The organism is Bacillus sp. FH, from assembly GCF_052216825.1.
GTDB lineage: Bacteria > Bacillota > Bacilli > Bacillales > Bacillaceae_G > Bacillus_A > Bacillus_A paranthracis.
The window spans coordinates 1,962,959-1,985,245 of the sequence record NZ_JBQOUU010000001.1 but is presented as its reverse complement, the minus strand read 5'-3'; the positions used below and the strand labels follow the sequence as shown (position 1 = coordinate 1,985,245).

Here is a 22,287-nt window from a genome sequence, read left to right as displayed (position 1 = left end):
GAATTTTGTGGTCGATTTTCTCATTTTCTTATTCATTTTTGTAGTGGGATTTTTTATTATGCAAGTGCTCATTTACCGATTTGCAAAGAAAAACATCCAAAAATATACAAAAACAAAATGGATTCATATGTGGCTAGAGATGAATATGAAAAAGGGTCCGAGATTAGATTTTTTTGATTTTGTAGTTATTGTACTCGTATGTATCGTATGGAAAATATGGCTGTTTCCTTTTATATAATACACATGCTAATGATTTTTTCTTTTATCATAAAATAACGAAAAGAACCTGTCTTGTGGCGGGTTCTTTTCGTTATAGTAATAGTTGTAAAAAACTTGCATTTATAAGTGAAATAGTGAGTAGTATTGTGAAAGATATTTTGACAAATACAGAAACATATACATACGGAATTAAAGTGTGATTACAGAATGGACAAATTGGCTGTGTGCAAAGTGTGGGGTAATAAGAAAGAGGTCGTCCACCGTTGGACGACCTCTTTCTTATTATGCTTGGTTCGTGCGGAAGAATGGAAGCTTCTGCACAATGTGAATTAATCCGTATGCAAGAATTAAGCACATAAGAGGATTAATGAAAAATCCATAGCGATTAATTGCTAAGAATAAGTTTGAGAAGATAATGTAAATAATAGAACTTGCTACTAGCATCATAACGCGTTTATGTTTAAATGAATTTAGCATGAAGCAGAAGCTGCTCAAGAATGTACCGATGATAAACACTCTATGACATAGTTGCATAAAGTTGTGAATACGGTATTGGTCTACAGCAGGAGCTGTTTTGAATAATTCAATTGTTTTACCGACAGTGAACCAAGAGAACCAATAAGTGAAGTCCGTCTTAAAGCCGTTCTTGATTAATTCTTTTGCGTATGCCCCTTTGTCATCTAAGCCTTTGGCTCTCATTTCATTTACTATATTTTCATATCCAATTTTATTAAATGGATCAGCACCCGCAATTAGTGGATCAGCACCTTGGGTTGAGAATAAAATAAATTGGTTGAGTGCTAAATAGTTACGAACAACCCATGCACCAATAATAAAGAAAGGTCCGATAAACCATAACAATCCGATTCGAATGGAGTCTTTAAATCCATATGTAAATAACACAACAAGAACAGGAATGAGCATCATTGGAGCTGGATTTGGACGGAACATAAGTAAAATTGAAACGACAATTCCAAACCATATATGGAATTTCACTTTATTGTATTTCCATGCGAGAACAAATACATATACACATAACGCTAATAAGAATATGGATGGAACTTCTGTTAGCAATGTACGGAAGTATGTATAGTTACTTGGATAAATAGCATATAAAATACTTGCAACAATTCCATAAATGTTTTTTTCGAACAATTCTTTTCCTATTAAGAATACTAATAGCACTGTGCATAGGTTCATAATCATGTTAATAACAGTTGCTACGTAATAGTAAGGAATTGATGTAATATCAGAAATAATCATAGCGCCAGCTAATAGTAATGGCTGACCTGGTGTGATATATGCATTTTTCCCTGGAACTTCACTAGGTTCTAAATACACATAACCAAATACACCATGTTTTAATAGTTGTTCAGCTGTTAACGAATAGTTAAAGGCATCATTTGCACCATATGTTACTTTGACTAACTCTCCATCTAATCCTGGCTGTTTTACTAAACAAAAAACGTGCAACAGGAAAGAAAGCGCCAAAATTGCATATACCGCTTTAGGCAAACTCTTAAACTTAGTAAGCAAAAATGAGCAACTCCTTTTTTATTAATTCTTTCGTATTTTCATGTGAAATCTTTAATAGTATTAAGGATTTCCAAAACATAGTTATTATATCATAAAGTGGAATGCTGAAATTAAGTTTTTCAAGAATGAGTAATTTGTATGCCATAATTTAACTGTTTACTAAGGGAATATTAAGACAATACATTTATGATAGAATCAACTATGCAGACGAAATATGTCATATATGTTATTTTAATAGAAATAGTTCTTTCGATGCGGGGGAAATTAAGACATAGAAACGAGGGAATGAATTGAAGTATGGTTCTACACTTTTTGATCTTCCAAAAAGAAATATATTAATTTCTAGCATTATAAGTAGTATGGTGACTTTATTAGTAATAACTATGCTGTTTATGCTTTTAAAGGTTTTTAATTTAGACATAATGAAAGCTCATTTAAATCAAAATCTTGTTTTAATTGTTATGATGATTTTCATATGGGGCATAACATTTTATATTTCACATTTTAATAAAAAAGAGATGTCTACACTTAGGGCATCCCTACGAGTGCATTTTGTATTATTTTTACTAGCTCATACAGTAGCGTTATTTTATATTGTCATGCAAGTTAATATGAGTTTCATAGAGGCAATGAATTGGATTTACTTGTATAACATGCAGTTTATATTAAGTTTTGTAGTAATTTATGCAATATACATTCTTGTTTATAATTTAATAGGCAAGGTTTTTCTAAGTATGATTTTAACGAGCTGTACGTTAGTCATTTTAGGTATTGTGAATTATTTAAAGCTTATTTTTAGAGGTGATCCGCTGTATCCTTCTGATTTCACACAAATTATGCATATGCAATCTGTTATACCGATGGTGATGGACTATTTTAGCTGGAGTTATATTTTTGTCATTATCTTAAGTATTGTGGCTTGTATTGTAGCAGGGATATATATGAGAAGGTATATTCAAAATGTAAAGACTCATCTAGGAATAAGAGCCTTATTAGTAGTAGGATCTATTTTTGTTCTATATGCGTACGGTAATTTTGCGAACACATTTATGAATAAAGTATTTCAAAAATCAGGTGTAGATTTTGTTTTGTGGGATCAAAATGAGAACTATGCTTCAAATGGTTTTGTACTTGGGTTTATTAGCAATTTAGATACAACAGTTATGGAAAAACCAAAAAATTATTCTAAAGAAAATATGCTTCAAATAGCAAACGATATAAAAAAACAATATAGTGGAAATATAGGGAGCCAAAAGAAAAAAGAGAAACCGAATATTATTTTTGTAATGAGTGAATCGTTTTGGGATCCGACGAAAGCAACTAACCTTTCTTTTAGTGAAGATCCTGTACCAAATTTACATCATTATATAGAAAACTTTCCTGGTGGACAAACTATTTCTCCTACATTTGGGGGAAATACGGCGAACGTTGAATTTGAGGCATTAACGAGTTATTCAATGAGTTTGTTAAAGCCAGGTTCTATACCATATCAGCAGGTTATTACAAATAAGAAAGAAATTCCATCAATCCCTACGGCGTTGAAAAAAGAAGGGTATTACACAAGTGCAATTCATTCATTTGGTCGCACATTCTTTAAACGTGATGATGTATATAAGGTGTTAGGATTTGATAAATTTAATGCAGCGGATACGATGGAAAATGTAGATGTTGATGGAGATTATATTAGTGATTTAGCGATGAGTAAAGAGATAATTGCTGAGTTAGAGAAACAAAAACAACCTACATTTATTCATGCAGTTACGATGCAAAATCATTTTCCATTTACAGAGGGCCGATTTGGTGAAAACCTAATAGAAATTAGCGGGCTAGAAAATGAAGAATCAAAGGGAGAATTAGAAACGTATACAGAAGGGTTAAGACGTTCAGATGAGGCCCTTCAATATTTAATAGAGCAACTAGATAATTTAGATAGACCTACATTATTAGTATTCTTTGGAGATCATCTTCCATCATTAGGAACAAATAAATCTTTTTATAAAGAGAATGGGTATATAACGAATGAAAAAACACCGAGCGAACGTTTAGCGATGGCCCAAACGCCGCTATTAATGTACGCAAACTTTGATATGCCAAATGATAATTTAGGTGTAGTAAGTCCAATTTATTTTTCTAATCTTATTTTTGATTATGCAGGATTAAATAAATCTTTATTTTATCAATTTTTATCGGGATTTTACAAGGAAATACCGGTGCTTAGAGATGAATTAAAAGTTGATAAAAATGGAGAAGTAATCAATGATTTAACAAAGAAACAAAAAGAAATGTTAGAGCAATATAAAATGCTTCAGTATGATTTACTTGTTGGAAATCAATATAGTAAAGATATCCTCTTTAAATAAAGTGAAACTTTAATCAGTGGGGGTTTTCTTCATCCCCCACTGATTATTAGCCTTCACCAATCGGACTTTTATGGGTAGCCCGACCCCCACCTAACTTCTTTGCTTTGCTGAATTTTGAGGTGGGGGTCTTACTGCCCGTTAAAGCGGGATAAAAGAAACAAAAAGAACTTGTATAACGATACAAGTTCTTTTTTATAGTATTTAACGGGGTAACCAGACAAGCTGGGTTTAGGGAGTATTACCTGTACATTTAGTATAAATGAAAATGTAACCGTTTTATCGAATGATTTGTGAGAAATGTGTGAATTTTAACCTTTTTAAAAACTACGTTCCTATCGATACATTTGGCATAGTTTTTTATGAATGCAAAAACTTTATAAGTTCTTCGTTTAATTCATCCGCTTGATCAATTGGAGAGCCGTGACCACTATTTGTGAGAGGATGTAACTGAGAATTTTTAATACGCTTTTGCGTAAGTTCAGCGCTTTTGTATGGGATAAGTTGATCATGAATACCGTGGAATATTTTTGTTGGCACGTTAATTTTACTTAAGTCTTTCGTTACATCTTCATTTGCGGCTGCTTGCAATATTTTGATGAGAGCATAAGAAGCAGACTGCATACCGAGATAAGAAAACCATTCTAGCGTAGCAGATCCTAAGTTTCTATTAAAAAATGATAAAGATACATCATTTAAAAATTTAGGCATATTGGCATACATTTGATTAATGAGAGTGTCTGCTTGTTCTTTTGGGACACCATAGGGAGATTCTTGATTTTTAACGAAAGAGGGGGAAACGGCATCGACTAATACAAGTTTAGAAATACGATGACCATTATAGCGAGACATGTACCGAATAGAAAGAGCACCACCTACTGAGAAACCAATTAATGTAGCATTTTCGACTTGAAGTGCTTCTAAAACGATGGCGATATCGTCTGCTAAACGATTGTATGTGTAACCAGTCCATGGTTTATCAGATTGTCCATTTCCGCGTATATCCATAGCGATGCAGCGGAAACCGTGTTGTGGTAACACGTTGAGCTGATATTGGTACATTTGATGATTTAAAGGCCAGCCATGGACGAAGAACACGGTTTTACTACCGGGACCGGGATTAACGTCTTGCACAAAAATATGCACATCTTTTTCAACGGTAACAAACATGAATGAGCCTCCTATTCATACGCGAGGAGCGTATGATTTTGTTCTATTAAGACACTAAGCTTTCCTTCATTTTTTGCCGCTTATATAAAATCTCTCCCACATAATATACGTATTATTGTTTATAATTTTTATGATTGCATATCGTCTGAAAATATCACGATTTTGGGATGATTTTCCTCAAATGTTCGATTTATCTTTGTTTGTATAAGGAAATCATTTATTATAATAAATGGTATTCTTAGAGATATTATGTTGAAGGGGTGTTGAAGTGAAGGAAAGTTTTCTATCATATAAAGAAGAAGAAAGGAATGCCAAAATCTTTTTGTGGGTGCTATACGTCATTGTTGTTTCATACCAAATTTTCTATGCAATCGTATTAGAAAATAAATCACTAACGGATAAGGGACATAGCATACTATGGCAAGTTATTTGCGGAACTGCAATACTCGGTGTAAATGTATATTTAATAAAAAAAGAGAAAGTGAATTTTGTGAAATATGCATGTGTATTTGCATACATAGGAATAGAAATTGCTAACATATTTTCGTATATGCTTTATAATGAGGCGGCATTTGATGGGGGAAATATAGTAGAAATTATTCTTATCTTCTTTGTACCTATATTTTTAAATAAAAAATATTTTGTGTTTGTACTTTCAACTATTGTAGGGAAATATGTAATTTACTTATTTGTATTAAAAGAAGTAAAAGGATTTATGTTCCTCATTATGTATACACTTGTATTAATAGCAGCATACATCATTTTAAATCGATTTATACAATACCTTTCAGCGGTAAAGGAAAGTATTAAGATTGCTAGTGAATCACAAAAATTAGCAGTAATCGGAAAGATGGCAGCGACAGTGGGACATGAAATTAAAAATCCACTTGCTTCATTGAAAGGGTTTACGCAATTACAACGAGAGAAGCATGAAGAGGACCCTATTTATAAACAGATGATTTTTGAAATAGAAAATATGAATAATATGATAAGTGAATTGATGGAAGTTGCTACATGTAAACCTTCTATTTATAAGAAACATAATATAGGTGAAATTGTATTACAAGCAGTAGCAATTCTTCGAGAAAAAATGAATGAATCTAGTATCCAGCTTATTTCTAATATCGAAGAAAAGATGATAGAAATTGAATGTGATGAGCGGAAAATGCGAGGAGTTTTTCTATATGTCATAAAAAATGCTCTGGAGGCGATGGAGCAAGGTGGCACATTAGAGTTACGGTTAGAAAATAAAGGACAAGATTATGTAATGCTAAGTGTAATCGATAATGGTTACGGTATTAAGAAAGAGAATGTGGCTCGTGTTACAGAAGCTTTTTATACAACAAAACAAGATAAAATTGGTTTGGGACTTACGGTAGCAGATCGAATTGTCAACGAACACCTTGGTACGTTACATATTTCAAGTGAAAGAGATAAGGGAACGAGAATAGATATTATTCTTCCAAAAAAGTGTGGAAATAATGAAATCCAATTGAGAGAAAAGCTAGGAGTTACCATATGAATAAAGACGGTATATTTAAAAATGAAGAAATGAAGGCGCTGAAAATATATTTAAGTTTATTTTTCATTATATTTTTTGTATACGATCTTGCCTACGAATTTATTGTACCTTTAATAGGAGGAGAGCAAGAAGGAGTAGGACAATTTGAAGATGGTTTAGGTTTATGGCTTTATTTTCTGATGGTGGTTTTATTTTGCATTGGAATATACTTTATGAAATGGAAAAATCCATTTGCAGTAAAGTATATTATTCTAATTGGGTATAATATATTAGATTTTATCCATAATATTATGATTTACTACGGTAGTGATACTGAGTTTGATGGTGGGAATATAGTAGAAGGGTTTTTTATTTTATTTGCCCCACTTTTTGTGAATAAAAGATATTTTTGGTTAGTTCCGAGCATACTTGTTGGAAAATATGCTCTTATAGGAATCATGATTCACTCATCACTCGTTTTAATCCCGATGGCATTATATAGCGTATTTACTATCATATGTTGGATTATGTTTGTAAGGTTCCAATCTTACGTTCGTACGCTTGAGATGATGAATAAAGAAATACAACAAACAGAAAAGTTAGCAACTGTTGGGAAAATGGCTACAGTTATTGGTTCCAAAATTAAAAGACCTTTAGCCAATTTAGATAAATTTGTGAATAAGCAAGCGATTAAATATCCAGAGGATAAAATATATAGTGATATTATGAAACAAGAAGTAGAACGAATTCATACAATCGCTACAGAACTTAGTGGATTTGAGAAATCTAAATCAATAGAATCAGAAGTTCATAATATAGAAGAAATTATCGCTTATGTTATTCGAGTTATGGGGAAGCCTGCTTTAAATCAAGGTGTGCACATACAAGGTATTTATAGTAAAGACATACCATCGATTACATGCGATGAAAAACGATTAAAACAAGTATTTTTTAATTTAATTAAAAATGCGATTGAAGCAATGTCAGTTGGCGGAACGATTACGATTAAAGTGACTGTAGAAGATGCAATCATTGTTCAAGTTAAGGATGAAGGTTGCGGCATTCCAAAAGACAAAATCCCGAAGCTAAATGAAGCCTTTTACACAACGAAAGAAACGGGAACAGGTTTAGGCTTAGTAGTTACAGAAAAAATTATTAAAGACCACAACGGTAAAATGAGTTTTGAAAGTGAAGTTGGGGTTGGAACGACGGTGAAGGTTATGTTGCCGATACAATAAAAAATATATTTTAAAAAGGGAAATCATTTATTTGAGAGTGATTTCCCTTTTTTGTGAATAAAAATCCGGAAGTGTTTACACTATTGGTGCATTATGTATAATTACGAATCTAAGATATGGGTATTTTTATGGTGGTAATATAGAGTGAGTTTGTTAGTTGTTGACCTAAATTATTGAGGCTTTTTCTGTTGAATAAATTATTTTTAAGAGAGAACTAAATATTTGTGATTAGAAAAACAGAATATACAGCACTGGTAGTAATTCCAGGATTAATATAAAGGGATATAGCATCTCCTCTCGAAACGAGGTTTCCGGTTGTAATGCTACTCCAAGTTACAGTAGCTGGACCTACAGCTGAAGTAGGATTAAATACTTGAAGTTACCCCGATCCAGTAATTTTGTCAGTAGTAGACTACTTATTTTGAAAATGTAGTATTTAATGAGATGAGAAAATCATCTGTTTTCTTAATAAAATAATCTGGTTGTACAGTAAATGTAGCAGATTGATAGTTTGGTAACCATTGTACGCCAATCGTTCGTACATCTGCCTGTTTTCCAGCAAGTATGTCAGCATCACTATCCCCAATAAAAATTGCTTCGTTTGCATTTACATGTAATGTATTTAATACAAGAAGAATACCTTCAGGATCAGGTTTTGGCTTCATTACATCATCTCCAGCTACTATACAGTCGAAGAAAGAAACTAATCCTAATGCTTTTAGAGAAATGTCCAGGCTTCTTCTTGCTTTTCCAGTTACGATAGCTAACTGAAACCCTTGTTTTTTTAAATGTATTAAAAGGTCTACTATTTCATGATTTCGCTCTACGTAATCATGATGCTTTTCTTCATAACATTCATAGTATCTTTCAACTGCTACTTCTTTTTCTTCAGAGAGTAAGTTCTCATGAATAATACCAATTTCACTTGGGCCAAACATAGAAAGAATCTCTGCTTCAGTAATTTCTTTATTATCAAATTGCCAAAAAACGTTTTGAAACGAGTAATAACATAAAGGTAAAGTATCAGCTAGTGTGCCATCAAAATCAAAAATAATTGTACGTAGCATTTTCTCACTCCTGTTTTAAGTTATTTTAAGGTTTATTTAAGGATTTATGTTGTGATATACTTAAAATAACTTAAAAGTACTTAAAAGTAAATAAAAATGGGTGAGAGTATGAATCAAGAGGAACGTTTAATAAAAATAATGGAGTATTTGAATGAACATAGGACGATGAGTTTGAAGATAATGTGTGAGCTATTTCAAGTCTCCAGAGATACAGCAAGAAGAGATATTGTAAAGTTAACAAATGAAACAACAATAGTGCGAACCCATGGTGGTGTAGCTTTATCATCTTTCCACCATAAAATATCGGATTATGTAAATCGTGAGGAAAAAGAAATTGAATATAAGATATCTATTGGAAAGCGAGCTGCTTCTTTTGTAGAAGATAATGAAGTGATTTATCTTGATGTTTCAACAACTGTTAACTGTATGGCTTCATTTTTGACAGCAAGTAACATAACGGTTGTTACAAATTCAATTGATACAGTAAATCATTTAATGGATATGGAGAATGTAAATATTCATATTTTAGGTGGAGAATTAAATAAACACTCACGTTATATGACGGGTTTTTCTGCAATGGAGAAACTAAAAGATTATCATTTTGATAAGGTTTTTATTGGATCACCCGGTCTTACAGAAGATGGTGTCTATTATGCGTATGAGGAAGATATTCATTTTAAGCGTCAAATTGTTAAACAAACAAATGAAGTGTTTTTACTTGCTGATGAGACAAAAATGAATCAACGTCAAAACTTTAAGGCGCTGTCATTAGAATCGATAGATACAATTATTACGAATGATGCTATACCTGGCGATTTAGAAAGAGTAGTGAAAGAATATGGAATTGAGCTAATCGTTGGAGTGAAGTAAAGGGGGACGTAAAAATGAAGGGGATTATATTTGATATTGACGGAACGATGTTAGATACGGAAAAAGCAGTTTTATATTCATTACAGAGAACGTTGCGAGATGAAGGGATGAATTATTCATTAGAAAAGCTACATTTTGCATTAGGTATTCCTGGTATGGCTACGTTACAAGAAATTGGTGTGGAAAATATGAAAGCAGTTCATGAGAAATGGATACGTAATATGGCAGATTTTAAGAATGAAATTACAGTATTTAAAGGAATTGCGGAAGTGATTGAAATAGTATCTTCATATAAGATTCGAACTGGTATTGTGACTTCAAAAACACGTCAAGAGTTTATCGATGATTTCCAGCCATTTGGATTACATTCATATTTTGAACACTCTATTTGTGTGGAAGATACAATGAAACATAAACCACATCCAGAGCCACTTGTGACATGTCTAAAAAGATTGAATATAGAGGCACAAGAAGCGATATACATAGGTGACTCAGTATATGACTTACAATGCGCAAAACAAGCGGGAGCAAAATTTGGTTTAGCCTTGTGGGGAGCAAAGACAAGGAAAGGATTCGAAGAGGCTGATTATATTTTTCAAACGCCTCATGAAATTTTAAGTTTAGTAAAAAGAGATAGCTAATTTAGCTATCTCTTTAAAAATTTATAACCACCATTTTTCCTGTGGAATCAAAGTAACATCCACTTCAAAATTTTCTTTAAACCAATTATATATCAATGTTTCTTTCACTAAATATTCAGAGGCAGAGTGTGATACACCGATGAGTGACATATTCGTTTCTTTTACGTAATCCATAATGAGCGAGTATTTCTGTTTACCGTAATCATTGTCGATATGGCAATGGATTTCCCCAGTAATATATGCTTCCGCACCTTTTGCTTCTGCTTCTTTCATGAGAGACACGACATCACCACATCCTGCAATAATTGCAATTTTTTTGATAGAATCATGTTGTTTACCTTCGAAGTCTGTATAAGGAATATGGAAGAGATTTTTTAGACGTTTTTGGAGTGCTTCTGTGGATGTTTCATCCATTTCACAAATAAGGCCAACTGGCTCTTGTTCGGGGCCTTCATATGCAAAGCCGTCAACTACGTGAGCATCTAAGACTTTTGCAATTGAAATGCTCGTTCCATGCGTTTGATGAATATCCATTGGTCCGTGACATGTATATATAGAAAGTTGTTTTTCTTTTATTGCTTGCAAATATTTTTCAGGTATTGGAATAAAACCACGACCTGATTTTCCAAGCGGATCACCGCATTCCATTACAAGTGGGTGGTGCATAAAAAGTAAATCACCAGATGTGGACTGTGAAATGAATGTTTCAAGAACATCATTTGTAGGAAAAACAGCTAAAAATACGTTATTTACAGTTTCAGCTCCTCGTATCATAAGACCGTTAAATAGCTCTACAAAATTGGTTTCGAAAAATTGTTGCCACGGAAAGTGGATAGGATCATATACGGATGGGATAAATCGACTAAAGGCACTATCTTTTCCATATTTTTTGATTTGGAACAAATGATTGAGTGATTGTTCTATTTCTTTTAAAGCTGGCATGTTATGTTATCCTCCTTGAACTAATTAGATGTTTTTGTTCTTCACAGCGAAATAAGAAGCGGTTAGGAAACAAATAAAACCTAAAATCCAACCAATAGAAGGAGAATAAGGAAGTATATGTTGTAATATCATACCGCTAGAAATAAAAAAGCTACCGAGTAGACCTAGGAAGATGGGGTATCGCAGTAATTTGAGCATGAGTGATACAACCTCCTTTACTACATACATTGTATATTGTTCGTAATTTTCTGTATATATTTTTAAAGAAAAATGGTGGTACAATATATGAAGGATACGAGAAGAGAGGATGAAGATTAGAGTATGTACGTTACTGTAACAGAAGCAGCATATAAAAAGATTGTGGATACGATTCCAAATGAAGCGAAATATATAAAGTTATTTTACGATAATGAAGGTTGCGGTTGTGTAATGAGCGGAATTATCGATTTAGTAGCTGTAGCAGAAAAAGATGAGCGCGATGTGGATATCGAATCTAGCACAATGAATTTTATCGCAGATCGCACAAAGCTTGTATTTATGGATGATAAATTAACAGTTGATTGGCATGAAGGTGGAGGGACGTTTCAGCTGAAGAGCCCGAGCCAATTTTATAATCCAAATATGAAGTTACACGTTCGAGTGTAGTAAAGAAAAGGTGGTTCCAAAACGTATTTTGGAACCACCTTTTTTATTGTATAAGTCGCTATTCTTGTCGTTTTTTGTTGATAAGTCGATATATTTAAAAAATCGCTGATATAATTCGAGTTGCGCCGATATATTTTGAAAATCGCCGATATAATCAGAGTTGCGCTGATATATTCAGAAAATCGCTGATATAATTTCATGCCCCCAAACGTTTCATACAATAAAAAGATTTTTTTCACATAATGAAATGTACATATGATTGAATTTTCTGTATAATTTTATTTGCGGAGGGGATACGCATGAGAAGATGGGGAATTGAGTTATTAATTTTAGCAGTCGTTATTATTTGGGGGATTAATTTTACGATTGCGAAATATGGACTTTTAGAATTTACAGCAATTGAGTTTACTGCACTTCGGATGATATCGGCGGCACCGCTTATGTTACTCCTTACATTTTTTATTGAAAAGTCGGTTTATATGGAGAGAAAAGATATACCTAGATTAATCATCGTTAGCGTTGTAGGTATTGTACTGTATCAAACGTTATTTATGGAAACTGTTAAATATACATCCGCTACAAATGCCTCTTTACTCATTTCTATTTCACCTATTTTTACAACTGTATTTGCGATTATCTTAAAACAAGAAAAGTTTTCTTCTCGAAAGCTTATCGGTTCGATTATTGCCTTTTGTGGTGCAGCCTTAGTTTTAGTAGCAGGGCATTCACTGGCTAGTTCTTTTTACGGGAATGGGATTGGACTCATTACATCAATATGTTGGGGGCTTTATCCTGTTTTAGCTGGTCCATTAATTAAAAAATATTCAGCGCTACGTGTTACCGCATGGTCAGCACTAGTTGGCGCGATTCCACTCTTGCTTTTAAGTGGACCATACGTATTTATAATGCCATTTCATATTACACATGGAATAACACTATTCGCTTTACTATATTCTATTTTCTTTGTAACAGTATTTGGTTTAGTAATGTGGTATGTAGGCGTTCAAAAAATTGGAGCATCACATACGATGGTATATATGTATATAACGCCACTTGTAGCTGTTTTATTTGCAGCTGTATGGGCAAATGAATACGTATCGTTTCAACAAATAATCGGTGGAATTATTATTTTCTTCGGTTTATGGTTTGTGAAATCGGAGAAAGTAAAAGTGCATTCTACTGCGGGGGAACCTATATCAAAATAGGAAAACAGATCACCTATGATCTGCTTTCCTATTTTTTTATTTTTGGTAAGAAGATGAGAAATAAGATCGCAGTAATAAGTGGAATTAAGTTTAAAAATGGAATACGGAAGAGTGTAATAAGAATAATACCCGGAAGAAGGACACCGAGGACAGCGTAGAAAATACTATGGTTTTTCGTGTACCAATATAATGAAAGTCCAATAAGTGCAGGGATAATGAGGTGAATGAGAGCCATTAAAAAATAAATCATTAGACGCCCCCTTTATTTGTGTACTTATTACATCATATCCGTATGTTCATAGATTGATATCAATTTTTTCATAAATGGACGAAAAATGTTTGAAAAAACGTCACAAATTATGGGGGGATGATCTTTGAAATCTTGTATAATATTATTTTCTAAAAATATTTAAACAACATAAACATACCGTTTATGTTGTTTTTAATTTGAGTGAAATGAATGTAAGTAGTATAGACTTGAAAAAATTTATTGTTGGATAGATAAAAATTACGGAAGAGGAGAACATCATGATTAGTATGTCATTAAGGTCGTTTAAAATTCAATCGTATTATATACTAGGTATTCTTTTACTAGGCTGGATGGTAACGCCGTTTTCAGCACATTTTTTAGGTGCAGGAATTGGACTTATCGTAAGTATGTATTGCGTTTGGCTTTTAGGGAGACGAATTGAGAAGCTTGGAGATAGTATCGTAAAGAAAACGAAAGCGCCGACGCTCGGTATGTTTAATCGTTTTGCGGCTGCTATTTTAGGCGCTATTATTATGTACGAAATTGAGCACCATATGGTAATGTGGGCATTTGCAGTAGGGATTATGGGCGGTTATTTTTTAATCGTTGTGAACTTAGGTTATTATAGTATGAAAGATGAAAAGGAACTAACAAAAAGATAAAAAGCCTCTTTTTAGATGGAATAGAGGATCTAGCGAGGGATAGAAGCGTTTAAATCCTTTTTTAGCTCCATACGTTGTGAAACTAGAGGGATGTAATTTATATGTTCGAATCCGTAAGTTGTATGTGTAAAAATGAATTTACCCTAGAATAAGGAATCCAGCGATGAATAGTACAACAGGAAGCGAAACATTGCATAAAATACAGGTTTTTGCTTCCGATAAGTTAACATGAAATTACGTATTAGTATGACTTTTATGTTCTTTAAAAAAGTTGGATATAATACAAAAAACTATTCCGGTAATTAGAATAATATATTTTATCGTTTCACTTGTATGCTCAAATAAATTAACGTTAAGCATTACAAGTCCCCAAAACATTTGAATCGCTCCATAACTGAATAAAATTTTTCCTGTACGAGAAAAATTTTTCATAGGTTTCACCCCTTCCTATATATGTAAATTATATCATGAAAAACTAAAAATAAGTAAATATAAAGTGAAAATTCTGTAAATTAACAAACGAAGTCACAGATGAAGAGAGTAACGTTTTACTTTATATAAGATATAGAAAGAAGCTTACGTAAAAAACGTAAGCTTCTTTTTTATGTAAGTGTGTGTAACCGTTAAGCCGCATTGGGTTTTGTCGGTGAGTACGCGAAACTTTACGGTTACACGACACTTATTCATATGAGTAAAGGGTTATTCCAACAGAAAGTTTGCGCTTAAGCGATTGGGCCGCCTAAGTTAATAATGTCTTCAGATACGCTGTCGAACTTTTTGAAGTTAGCTTTGAATTCATTTGCAAGTTCGATTGCTTTTGCTTTATAAGCAGCTTTATCAGCCCAAGTTTGTTCAGGCATTAACACTTCGTCAGGTACACCTGGTACGTGAAGTGGAACTTCAAGACCGAAGATGTCATGTTTAGCTGTTTCAGTTTTCGCAAGTTCACCGCTTAATGCTGCTTGAATCATTGCACGAGTGTAACCTAAGTTCATACGTTTACCAACGCCGTATTCGCCACCAGTCCAGCCAGTGTTTACTAAGAATACTTTCGCATCGTGTTTCTCAATTTTTTCACCAAGCATTTCAGCATAGCGAGATGCATCAAGTGGTAAGAATGGTGAACCGAAGCAAGTTGAGAATGTTGCTTGCGGAGATGTAACACCGCGCTCTGTTCCTGCTAGTTTACTAGTGTAACCACTTAAGAAGTGATACATAGCTTGTTCTTTTGATAACTTACTGATTGGAGGCAATACGCCAGATGCATCAGCAGTTAAGAAGATAATTGTATTTGGGTGTCCTGCAACACTTGGCAGTACGATATTGTCAATCGCATGCATAGGGTATGCAGCACGAGTATTTTCTGTTAAAGTAGTATCGTTATAGTCTGCGATACGCGTTTGGTCATTAATGATAACGTTTTCTAAAACAGATCCAAATGTGATTGCATCGAAAATTTGTGGTTCTTTCTCGTGAGAAAGGTTTACACATTTCGCGTAGCAACCGCCTTCAATATTGAATACACCGTTATCAGACCAACCGTGCTCATCATCACCGATTAATTTACGGTTTGGATCAGCAGATAATGTTGTTTTACCTGTTCCAGATAAACCGAAGAATAATGCTACATCGCCTTCTTCACCTACGTTTGCAGAGCAATGCATAGAAAGGATATCTTGTTCAGGTAATAAGAAGTTCATAATAGAGAAGATTGATTTTTTCATTTCTCCAGCGTATTCTGTACCACCAATTAGTACGATACGTTTTTCGAATGAAACCATAATGAATGCTTCAGAGTTTGTACCGTCAACAGCTGGATCAGCTTTGAAATTCGGTGCAGAAACAATTGTGAACTCTGATTCATGAGTTGTTAATTCTTCTTCAGTTGGACGAATGAATAGTTGATGTACAAATAAATTGTGCCATGCATATTCATTAATAACTTGAATTGGTAGGCGGTAATTGCGGTCAGCGCCTGCAAATCCTTTGAAGACGAATAACTCTTCTTTCTCTTTTAAGTATTCTAAAACTTTCGTATATAATTTATTAAAATGTTCTTCAGAAATCGGTTGGTTCACTGCTCCCCAAGCAATTTTGTCAGCAACCGATGCTTCTTTCACAATAAATTTATCTTTAGGAGAACGTCCTGTATATTTTCCAGTTGAAGCAGAAACGGCACCAGTCGAAGTTAATTTCCCTTCATTTCGCATTAATACTTTTTCCACTAATTGCGGAACACTTAGTTGAATCTGTGCATTGCTTCCGTTCAATAATTCGTGTAAACCAATTTGGACATTCACAGTACTCATATTTATATACCATCCTTTTCATTTAATGAAATATTTCTCGTAATCCCCAACAAGAGTATAACACAATTATATAAATAATGTATACTATTTATTTCTTTTTGTTTGTGTGAATACATTATTTCCTTATTAATATTTCATTTTAGGCGCATTGAGAAAAACTTTCACGAAAATGTGAATATTAATTGACAAATGAATATCATTTCTTTAGTATAGGTTGGGACGGATACTCTCTTATCCCGAGCTGGCGGAGGGACAGGCCCGATGAAGCCCAGCAACCTCACTTGTATTGGTAAACACAAGTGAATAGGTGCTAAAACCTGTGCGAGGCTACAGGTCTCGAACGATAAGAGCGAAGGGCAAAAAGCAGTATGCAAGTAGCAAATTAAACCTTTCCTCTCTATTATGTAGGAAAGGTTTTTCTGTATGCTTGTGTGGGAGAATAAATGTATGTCGCAATCTGTGGCAAATTAAGGATGAGTTCCGTACAATATATACAATTACTGTAGGGAGGTTTACCACATGACAAAAAAACGTCATCTGTTCACATCTGAGTCTGTAACTGAAGGACATCCAGATAAAATTTGTGACCAAATTTCTGATTCAATTTTAGATGCGATCTTATCAAAAGACGCAAATGCACGTGTAGCTTGTGAAACAACTGTAACAACTGGTTTAGTATTGGTAGCGGGGGAAATTACGACTTCTACTTACGTAGATATTCCAAAAATCGTTCGTGAAACAATTCAAGGCATTGGTTACACACGCGCAAAATATGGATTCGATGCAGAAACTTGTGCAGTTTTAACATCTATCGATGAGCAATCTGCTGACATCGCTATGGGTGTTGACCAAGCGCTAGAAGCACGCGAAGGTCAAATGACTGACGCTGAGATTGAGGCAATTGGTGCAGGAGACCAAGGTTTAATGTTTGGTTTCGCATGTAATGAAACACAAGAGTTAATGCCACTTCCAATCTCGCTTGCTCACAAATTAGCTCGCCGTTTAACTGAAGTACGTAAAAATGATACATTATCATACCTACGTCCGGATGGAAAAACGCAAGTTACAGTTGAGTATGATGAAAATGGTAAACCAGTACGTGTTGATACTATCGTAATTTCTACACAACATCACCCAGATGTTACATGGGAAGAAATCGATCGCGATTTAAAAGAGCACGTAATTAAAGCTGTAGTACCAGCAGAATTAATCGATGGAGAAACAAAATTCTTCATTAACCCAACTGGCCGCTTCGTAATTGGTGGACCACAAGGTGATGCTGGTTTAACAGGACGTAAAATCATCGTTGATACTTACGGTGGATACGCTCGCCACGGTGGCGGTGCATTCTCTGGTAAAGATGCAACGAAAGTTGACCGTTCTGCAGCATATGCAGCTCGTTATGTTGCGAAAAACATCGTAGCAGCTGGTCTTGCTGAGAAAGCAGAAGTACAACTTGCATACGCAATCGGTGTAGCACAACCAGTATCAATTTCAGTTGATACATTCGGCACTGGTAAAGTATCTGAAGACGTATTAGTAGAACTAGTTCGTAACAACTTCGATCTTCGCCCAGCTGGTATTATTAAAATGCTAGACTTACGTCGCCCAATTTACAAACAAACAGCAGCTTACGGCCACTTCGGACGTACTGATGTAGATCTATCATGGGAACGTACAGACAAAGCTGCAGCTTTAAAAGAGCAAGCTGGTCTATAATATATGAAAAAAAGCTTTGCGCGGTGAGCGCAAAGCTTTTTTTATTTCGTTTTATTTACAATTTGAATGCATGATTTGCAATATACTTCTCCATCTAGCTCAATATACTTTTTCATATTCGTCATGCCATTTGCCGGAAGCGGCATATGAATCCATGCTTTTTCATATGTTTGCATTTCTTTTTGGCATGATTTACAAACAGTTGGCTTTTTTTGAAACATGTGAAATCAACCTTTCATTTGACGTGCTTTGCCCGCGCAAAATGCACTGCTTAGTAAAAATAGCGTGGCGCATATAATACTTACTAATGTAGCGTATGGAATTGCGCCTTTTAGAGAAAAGCCGACAGTGATGGAAGCGATAAATAAGAGGATGAATGTTGTTGTTAATTTTTTGTATAGTTCCATAATAGGTAGACCTCCAATTTATTTTTTAGTACAAGTTTTAAAATTGAATTCTATGTATGTAGAAAATATAAAGAGTAGCTAAAGGTATGTAGTCTAAGGAGTATAAGAAAGTGCAGTTTCCTTTTTGTGGGTTAGTATATTTATATTGTATCATGGTGTATTGTTGGCTTCATACATAATTGTGTAAACATATGTATGATAAAATGAAGAAAAGTCTTTAAGGAAGGAAAGATGAAAAAATGAGCGTAACCGAACATAAAAAACAAGCGCCAAAAGAAGTGCGCTGCAAGATTGTAACGATTTCCGATACACGTACAGAAGAGACAGATAAGAGCGGGCAACTATTACATACATTGTTAAAAGAAGCAGGCCATACAGTGACTTCTTATGAAATTGTGAAAGATGATAAAGAAAGTATTCAGCAAGCAGTGTTAGCTGGTTATCATAGGGAAGATGTTGATGTCGTGTTAACAAATGGCGGTACTGGTATCACGAAGCGTGATGTAACGATTGAAGCAGTATCAGCGTTATTACATAAAGAAATTGTCGGATTTGGTGAGTTGTTCCGCATGATTAGTTATTTAGAAGATATCGGAAGCAGCGCAATGTTAAGTAGAGCGATCGGCGGCACAATTGGGCGCAAAGTAGTCTTCTCGATGCCAGGATCTAGCGGAGCAGTTCGCCTTGCGATGAATAAATTAATTTTACCAGAATTAGGTCATATTACATTTGAGTTGCATCGCCAATGAGTAAGTATGCTGGAATTGTATTGGCAGGAGGTATGTCGAGTCGATTCGGTGAACCAAAAGCGTTAGCGAGCTGGCAAGATAGTACTTTTATTGAGCATATTTTGAAAGTGATGACAAGTACGCTCCAAGAAGTTGTAGTCATTAGTCATTCTGATATAAAAGAGCGAGTAGAGAAACTCGTACAAGTTCCTGTTATAGAAGATATTCCGCACTATAAAGGGAACGGGCCACTTGCTGGAATTGTATCAGGTATGGAATATATAGAAGCAGATTGGTATGCTATTATGCCATGTGATGCGCCAAATGTTTCGCATGAGTGGTTTACCATTTTACTGGAGCAAACAAGCAATGAGTATGATGCAGTTGTACCTATTATTAATGGAAGGAAACAACCGCTACTTGCAGCGTACCATAACCGCGTGAAAGAAAAGATTTATACTTTGCTTCAAGAAGAAAAAAGAAGTATGGGTCAGCTTTTATCACAATGTAATGTGAAATATATTGCTGGTGAAGATATACAAGCAAATGCGGATTGGTTTATAAATGTGAATACGAAAGAAGAATATGTGCAGGCTCAAAAAGACCTTTCAAATGAATGAAAGGTTTTTTTGTATACAGAAATTGGGGAACAATTACTGTATAAAGGTATGTGAGTAAGTTGATTTTAAGGGGAATTCTTAAAATCACTATACAGTTAAAATACTGTATAACCATATATTAATTTTTATGGGTTTTTATTACAAGTCTATTTGTTTATGTTTGTTTTTGTTATAATGAATATAGAAATAATATAATATTTCACCTTGTGTATCATTTATCCGACTTTAATGGGCAGTAAGATCCCCACCTCAACATTCAGGAAAAGCAAAGAAGTTAGGTGGGGGATCAACTGCCCATAAAAGTCCGATTGGTGAGGGCTGATAATCAGTGGGGGATGAAGAAAACCCCCACTGATTAAAGTTTCACTTTATTTAAGTAAATTTTACAATTGTATAATAAACTCCCTTCGTTTTTTGAAGGGAGTTTTTCTGTTTAAGCAAGTAACTCTGATGCGTTATGCTGAAGTACTTCCTCATATTCGTTAAGCAAGCCACGAAAGATCTCATCCCAGCTTTTTGATTTCGCATAAGATAAAGCTGCTACTCCCATCTGCTCCAATTTTTCTTCATTTTGCAATAAAAAATAAATGGATGATAGAAATGCGTCCTCATTTTTGGGCGGGCAAAGAACTCCCGTTTTTCCATCTGTAATAATATTTTTAACCCCGCCACTATTTGCACCGATGACAGGTGTGCCGCATGCAAGCGATTCAAGTACAACATTTCCGAATGTTTCAGTGGCTGATGGAAATACCATCATGTTAGAACAAGCATATGCTTCAGCTAAATCCCCGCCTTGTAAATAGCCAGTAAACGTGACATTTGTTTTCGGAACAGCTTCACGAAGACTTGTTGCTAGAGGACCGTCTCCTGCTATAAGCCAATGAATATCGTTTCGAGTATGCGCTGATTTAACGATAAGATTTTGCAACGTATCAATATCTTTCTCAGGAGCAATCCGTCCAACATAGGAAAGGACATACTTCGCTGTAATATTATATTTTTTCCGGAATACTTCTGTATTGTAAGCTGGATGAAAGAGTGTGCAATCTACACCCCGCCCCCAAATAGAGAGGGCCTGAAAGCCTTTATGTTTTAATTGATGTAATGTTTCAGGAGAAGGGACAAAATTTTTTTGCATATGACTATGAAACCATTTTAAATAGTTCCAAAGCATATTGGAGAGAAATTCGATTTTGTAATAGCGCAAATAAGCATCGAAATCAGTATGATAAGAACCGACAACTGGGATGTTTAACTTTTTCGCATAATACAATCCACAAAGTCCCATGTTGAAAGGTGTAGCAATGTGAATTATGTCAGGTTTAAAGGAAAGAAGTTCTCGCTTAATGCGCGGAGTAGGAAAAGAAAAGCGACATTCTGGATATAATATTGTTAACGGGATACTTCTCATCTTGTTCACATTCGCTACGAAATTATCTTCAGCTGTATGCTGAGGGGCGAAAACAGAATAGGCGATTTTTTCTTTCTGAAAATATCGTGTTAACCGCTCTAACGTTTTCGCAACCCCGTTCACTTGTGGCGTAAAAGTATCGGTAAAAATGGCGACTCTCATCATATCACTCCTTTATGTGAAAAGTGGGATGAATTGATAAAAAGAGATGATGCCAGAGCAAGTGCCGAGACACATACCGACGAATACATCAGATGGATAGTGAAGCCCTAAATAAATGCGAGAAATACCGACGCATAATGCTAACGGTAATAGGAAAATAAGTAAGCTTGGATTATAGCAAATAAATGGAATAAAGACAGAGAAAACGGCTGTTGTATGACCAGACGGGAAAGAGTGGTCTTGTAATGGATGGACTGGATATTTTGCATCCTGAATTGTTAAATAAGGACGTTTTCGTGGATACCATCTTTTTAATATTTGCACAGGAATATGGCTAATTGCTAGCGAAATAGCAGTTGCAATTGCAGCTTGATGCAAAGTTCCACTTGCGAAAATTAAAAAGAACAGTGTGAGTGCGATAGAGAAAGTCGCGCCACCGATATGAGTAATATTGCTGAAAAAGAGATTTAACGTTTTTTGATCAAAGTAGCGGTTAATTCCTCTGAAAATGTAACATTCTATTTTATATAATCCACTGACCTTCATGAAAATTCTCCTCCCTCATCTACATATATATGGAGATATTAGCTTTTATTTTAATAAGATTTTGTTGAGGGAGTAATAA

24 protein-coding genes, 1 pseudogene and 1 riboswitch are annotated in these 22,287 nt (G+C 34.5%); of the genes and pseudogenes, 13 read left to right on the top strand and 12 right to left on the bottom strand.

Annotation, left to right across the window (positions count from 1 at the left end; translation table 11 throughout):
* The first annotated feature begins 7 nt into the window (after nucleotides 1–7).
* A complete protein-coding gene (locus tag ACTT1L_RS10545) occupies nucleotides 8–238 on the top strand; it encodes a hypothetical protein (RefSeq protein WP_000227427.1) in 231 nt (76 codons plus the stop codon).
* A gap of 106 nt (nucleotides 239–344) precedes the next feature.
* Nucleotides 345–419: pseudogene (locus ACTT1L_RS10540) on the top strand (YwbE family protein); the annotation flags it as partial.
* A gap of 82 nt (nucleotides 420–501) precedes the next feature.
* Here the strand turns inward: ACTT1L_RS10540 and ACTT1L_RS10535 are convergent.
* Nucleotides 502–1,755, bottom strand: coding sequence for a glycosyltransferase family 39 protein (locus ACTT1L_RS10535; RefSeq protein ID WP_000956217.1), 1,254 nt, complete (start codon nucleotides 1,753–1,755; stop codon nucleotides 502–504).
* Nucleotides 1,756–2,045: 290 nt separating this feature from the next.
* On the opposite strand from ACTT1L_RS10535, the gene ACTT1L_RS10530 reads away from it, so the two are divergent.
* Complete coding sequence (locus ACTT1L_RS10530) at nucleotides 2,046–4,115, top strand: LTA synthase family protein (protein ID WP_000873612.1); 2,070 nt, start codon at nucleotides 2,046–2,048, stop codon at nucleotides 4,113–4,115.
* 357 nt (nucleotides 4,116–4,472) lie between these two features.
* On the opposite strand, the gene ACTT1L_RS10525 is transcribed toward ACTT1L_RS10530, so the two are convergent.
* Nucleotides 4,473–5,282 (bottom strand): alpha/beta fold hydrolase, encoded by an 810-nt coding sequence (locus ACTT1L_RS10525; protein ID WP_000498295.1) that lies wholly within the window; start codon nucleotides 5,280–5,282, stop codon nucleotides 4,473–4,475.
* 268 nt (nucleotides 5,283–5,550) lie between these two features.
* On the opposite strand from ACTT1L_RS10525, the gene ACTT1L_RS10520 reads away from it, so the two are divergent.
* Nucleotides 5,551–6,804: an ATP-binding protein gene (locus tag ACTT1L_RS10520; RefSeq protein WP_000664875.1), complete on the top strand. Its 1,254-nt coding sequence runs from the start codon at nucleotides 5,551–5,553 to the stop codon at nucleotides 6,802–6,804.
* Nucleotides 6,801–8,021 (top strand): ATP-binding protein, encoded by a 1,221-nt coding sequence (locus ACTT1L_RS10515; protein ID WP_220779591.1) that lies wholly within the window; start codon nucleotides 6,801–6,803, stop codon nucleotides 8,019–8,021. Before ACTT1L_RS10520 ends, ACTT1L_RS10515 begins: the two co-directional genes overlap by 4 nt.
* A 416-nt stretch (nucleotides 8,022–8,437) precedes the next feature.
* On the opposite strand, the gene ACTT1L_RS10510 is transcribed toward ACTT1L_RS10515, so the two are convergent.
* The gene (locus ACTT1L_RS10510; protein WP_000946538.1) at nucleotides 8,438–9,088 is read right to left on the bottom strand and encodes an HAD family hydrolase; all 651 of its coding nucleotides are present in this window, start codon (nucleotides 9,086–9,088) and stop codon (nucleotides 8,438–8,440) included.
* Between the two features lie 108 nt (nucleotides 9,089–9,196).
* On the opposite strand from ACTT1L_RS10510, the gene ACTT1L_RS10505 reads away from it, so the two are divergent.
* Nucleotides 9,197–9,958, top strand: a complete 762-nt coding sequence (locus ACTT1L_RS10505; protein WP_048551248.1) for a DeoR/GlpR family DNA-binding transcription regulator — start codon at nucleotides 9,197–9,199, stop codon at nucleotides 9,956–9,958.
* A 14-nt stretch (nucleotides 9,959–9,972) separates the two neighbouring features.
* The gene (locus tag ACTT1L_RS10500; protein ID WP_000676034.1) at nucleotides 9,973–10,599 is read left to right on the top strand and encodes an HAD family hydrolase; all 627 of its coding nucleotides are present in this window, start codon (nucleotides 9,973–9,975) and stop codon (nucleotides 10,597–10,599) included.
* Nucleotides 10,600–10,620: 21 nt separating this feature from the next.
* On the opposite strand, the gene ACTT1L_RS10495 is transcribed toward ACTT1L_RS10500, so the two are convergent.
* Both ACTT1L_RS10495 and ACTT1L_RS10490 read right to left on the bottom strand, forming a co-directional pair.
* The gene (locus tag ACTT1L_RS10495; RefSeq protein ID WP_074542750.1) at nucleotides 10,621–11,541 is read right to left on the bottom strand and encodes a Nif3-like dinuclear metal center hexameric protein; all 921 of its coding nucleotides are present in this window, start codon (nucleotides 11,539–11,541) and stop codon (nucleotides 10,621–10,623) included.
* Nucleotides 11,542–11,565: 24 nt separating this feature from the next.
* On the bottom strand, nucleotides 11,566–11,739 hold the full coding sequence (locus ACTT1L_RS10490) for a hypothetical protein (protein WP_000916136.1): 174 nt from the start codon (nucleotides 11,737–11,739) through the stop codon (nucleotides 11,566–11,568).
* Nucleotides 11,740–11,862: 123 nt separating this feature from the next.
* On the opposite strand from ACTT1L_RS10490, the gene ACTT1L_RS10485 reads away from it, so the two are divergent.
* Nucleotides 11,863–12,186 carry an iron-sulfur cluster biosynthesis family protein gene (locus ACTT1L_RS10485; protein WP_000289578.1) on the top strand — a complete coding sequence of 108 codons (324 nt, stop codon included), beginning with the start codon at nucleotides 11,863–11,865 and terminating at the stop codon, nucleotides 12,184–12,186.
* A gap of 299 nt (nucleotides 12,187–12,485) precedes the next feature.
* Complete coding sequence (locus ACTT1L_RS10480) at nucleotides 12,486–13,391, top strand: DMT family transporter (RefSeq protein ID WP_001255398.1); 906 nt, start codon at nucleotides 12,486–12,488, stop codon at nucleotides 13,389–13,391.
* 28 nt (nucleotides 13,392–13,419) lie between these two features.
* On the opposite strand, the gene ACTT1L_RS10475 is transcribed toward ACTT1L_RS10480, so the two are convergent.
* Nucleotides 13,420–13,641, bottom strand: coding sequence for a hypothetical protein (locus ACTT1L_RS10475; protein ID WP_000639042.1), 222 nt, complete (start codon nucleotides 13,639–13,641; stop codon nucleotides 13,420–13,422).
* A 278-nt stretch (nucleotides 13,642–13,919) separates the two neighbouring features.
* Between ACTT1L_RS10475 and ACTT1L_RS10470 the strand changes: the two genes are divergently transcribed.
* Nucleotides 13,920–14,303: an ATP synthase subunit I gene (locus ACTT1L_RS10470; RefSeq protein WP_000624930.1), complete on the top strand. Its 384-nt coding sequence runs from the start codon at nucleotides 13,920–13,922 to the stop codon at nucleotides 14,301–14,303.
* A 234-nt stretch (nucleotides 14,304–14,537) separates the two neighbouring features.
* Here the strand turns inward: ACTT1L_RS10470 and ACTT1L_RS10465 are convergent, their stop codons facing one another.
* Nucleotides 14,538–14,735 (bottom strand): hypothetical protein, encoded by a 198-nt coding sequence (locus ACTT1L_RS10465; protein ID WP_000788116.1) that lies wholly within the window; start codon nucleotides 14,733–14,735, stop codon nucleotides 14,538–14,540.
* 290 nt (nucleotides 14,736–15,025) lie between these two features.
* The gene (pckA, locus tag ACTT1L_RS10460) at nucleotides 15,026–16,612 is read right to left on the bottom strand and encodes a phosphoenolpyruvate carboxykinase (ATP) (protein ID WP_000108804.1); all 1,587 of its coding nucleotides are present in this window, start codon (nucleotides 16,610–16,612) and stop codon (nucleotides 15,026–15,028) included.
* 228 nt (nucleotides 16,613–16,840) lie between these two features.
* A riboswitch (SAM riboswitch) is annotated at nucleotides 16,841–16,962 on the top strand.
* A 169-nt stretch (nucleotides 16,963–17,131) separates the two neighbouring features.
* Here pckA and metK point away from each other — a divergent pair.
* Entirely contained in the window at nucleotides 17,132–18,331 is a 1,200-nt protein-coding gene (gene metK / locus ACTT1L_RS10455; protein WP_000163125.1) for a methionine adenosyltransferase, read from the top strand.
* A gap of 41 nt (nucleotides 18,332–18,372) precedes the next feature.
* Here metK and ACTT1L_RS10450 read toward each other — a convergent pair whose 3' ends face one another.
* Both ACTT1L_RS10450 and ACTT1L_RS10445 read right to left on the bottom strand, forming a co-directional pair.
* Nucleotides 18,373–18,552, bottom strand: a complete 180-nt coding sequence (locus tag ACTT1L_RS10450; RefSeq protein ID WP_061185182.1) for a hypothetical protein — start codon at nucleotides 18,550–18,552, stop codon at nucleotides 18,373–18,375.
* Between the two features lie 6 nt (nucleotides 18,553–18,558).
* Nucleotides 18,559–18,738 carry a hypothetical protein gene (locus ACTT1L_RS10445; RefSeq protein WP_000424795.1) on the bottom strand — a complete coding sequence of 60 codons (180 nt, stop codon included), beginning with the start codon at nucleotides 18,736–18,738 and terminating at the stop codon, nucleotides 18,559–18,561.
* 239 nt (nucleotides 18,739–18,977) lie between these two features.
* Here ACTT1L_RS10445 and ACTT1L_RS10440 point away from each other — a divergent pair, with 239 nt between their 5' ends.
* Both ACTT1L_RS10440 and ACTT1L_RS10435 read left to right on the top strand, forming a co-directional pair.
* The gene (locus ACTT1L_RS10440; RefSeq protein WP_000117140.1) at nucleotides 18,978–19,487 is read left to right on the top strand and encodes a MogA/MoaB family molybdenum cofactor biosynthesis protein; all 510 of its coding nucleotides are present in this window, start codon (nucleotides 18,978–18,980) and stop codon (nucleotides 19,485–19,487) included.
* A complete protein-coding gene (locus ACTT1L_RS10435; protein ID WP_076873760.1) occupies nucleotides 19,484–20,086 on the top strand; it encodes a molybdenum cofactor guanylyltransferase in 603 nt (200 codons plus the stop codon). Before ACTT1L_RS10440 ends, ACTT1L_RS10435 begins: the two co-directional genes overlap by 4 nt.
* Nucleotides 20,087–20,519: 433 nt before the next feature.
* On the opposite strand, the gene ACTT1L_RS10430 is transcribed toward ACTT1L_RS10435, so the two are convergent.
* Nucleotides 20,520–21,662 carry a glycosyltransferase family 4 protein gene (locus tag ACTT1L_RS10430; RefSeq protein WP_074542747.1) on the bottom strand — a complete coding sequence of 381 codons (1,143 nt, stop codon included), beginning with the start codon at nucleotides 21,660–21,662 and terminating at the stop codon, nucleotides 20,520–20,522.
* A 12-nt stretch (nucleotides 21,663–21,674) separates the two neighbouring features.
* Nucleotides 21,675–22,208: a phosphatase PAP2 family protein gene (locus tag ACTT1L_RS10425; protein WP_000868600.1), complete on the bottom strand. Its 534-nt coding sequence runs from the start codon at nucleotides 22,206–22,208 to the stop codon at nucleotides 21,675–21,677.
* Between the last annotated feature and the right edge of the window lie 79 nt (nucleotides 22,209–22,287).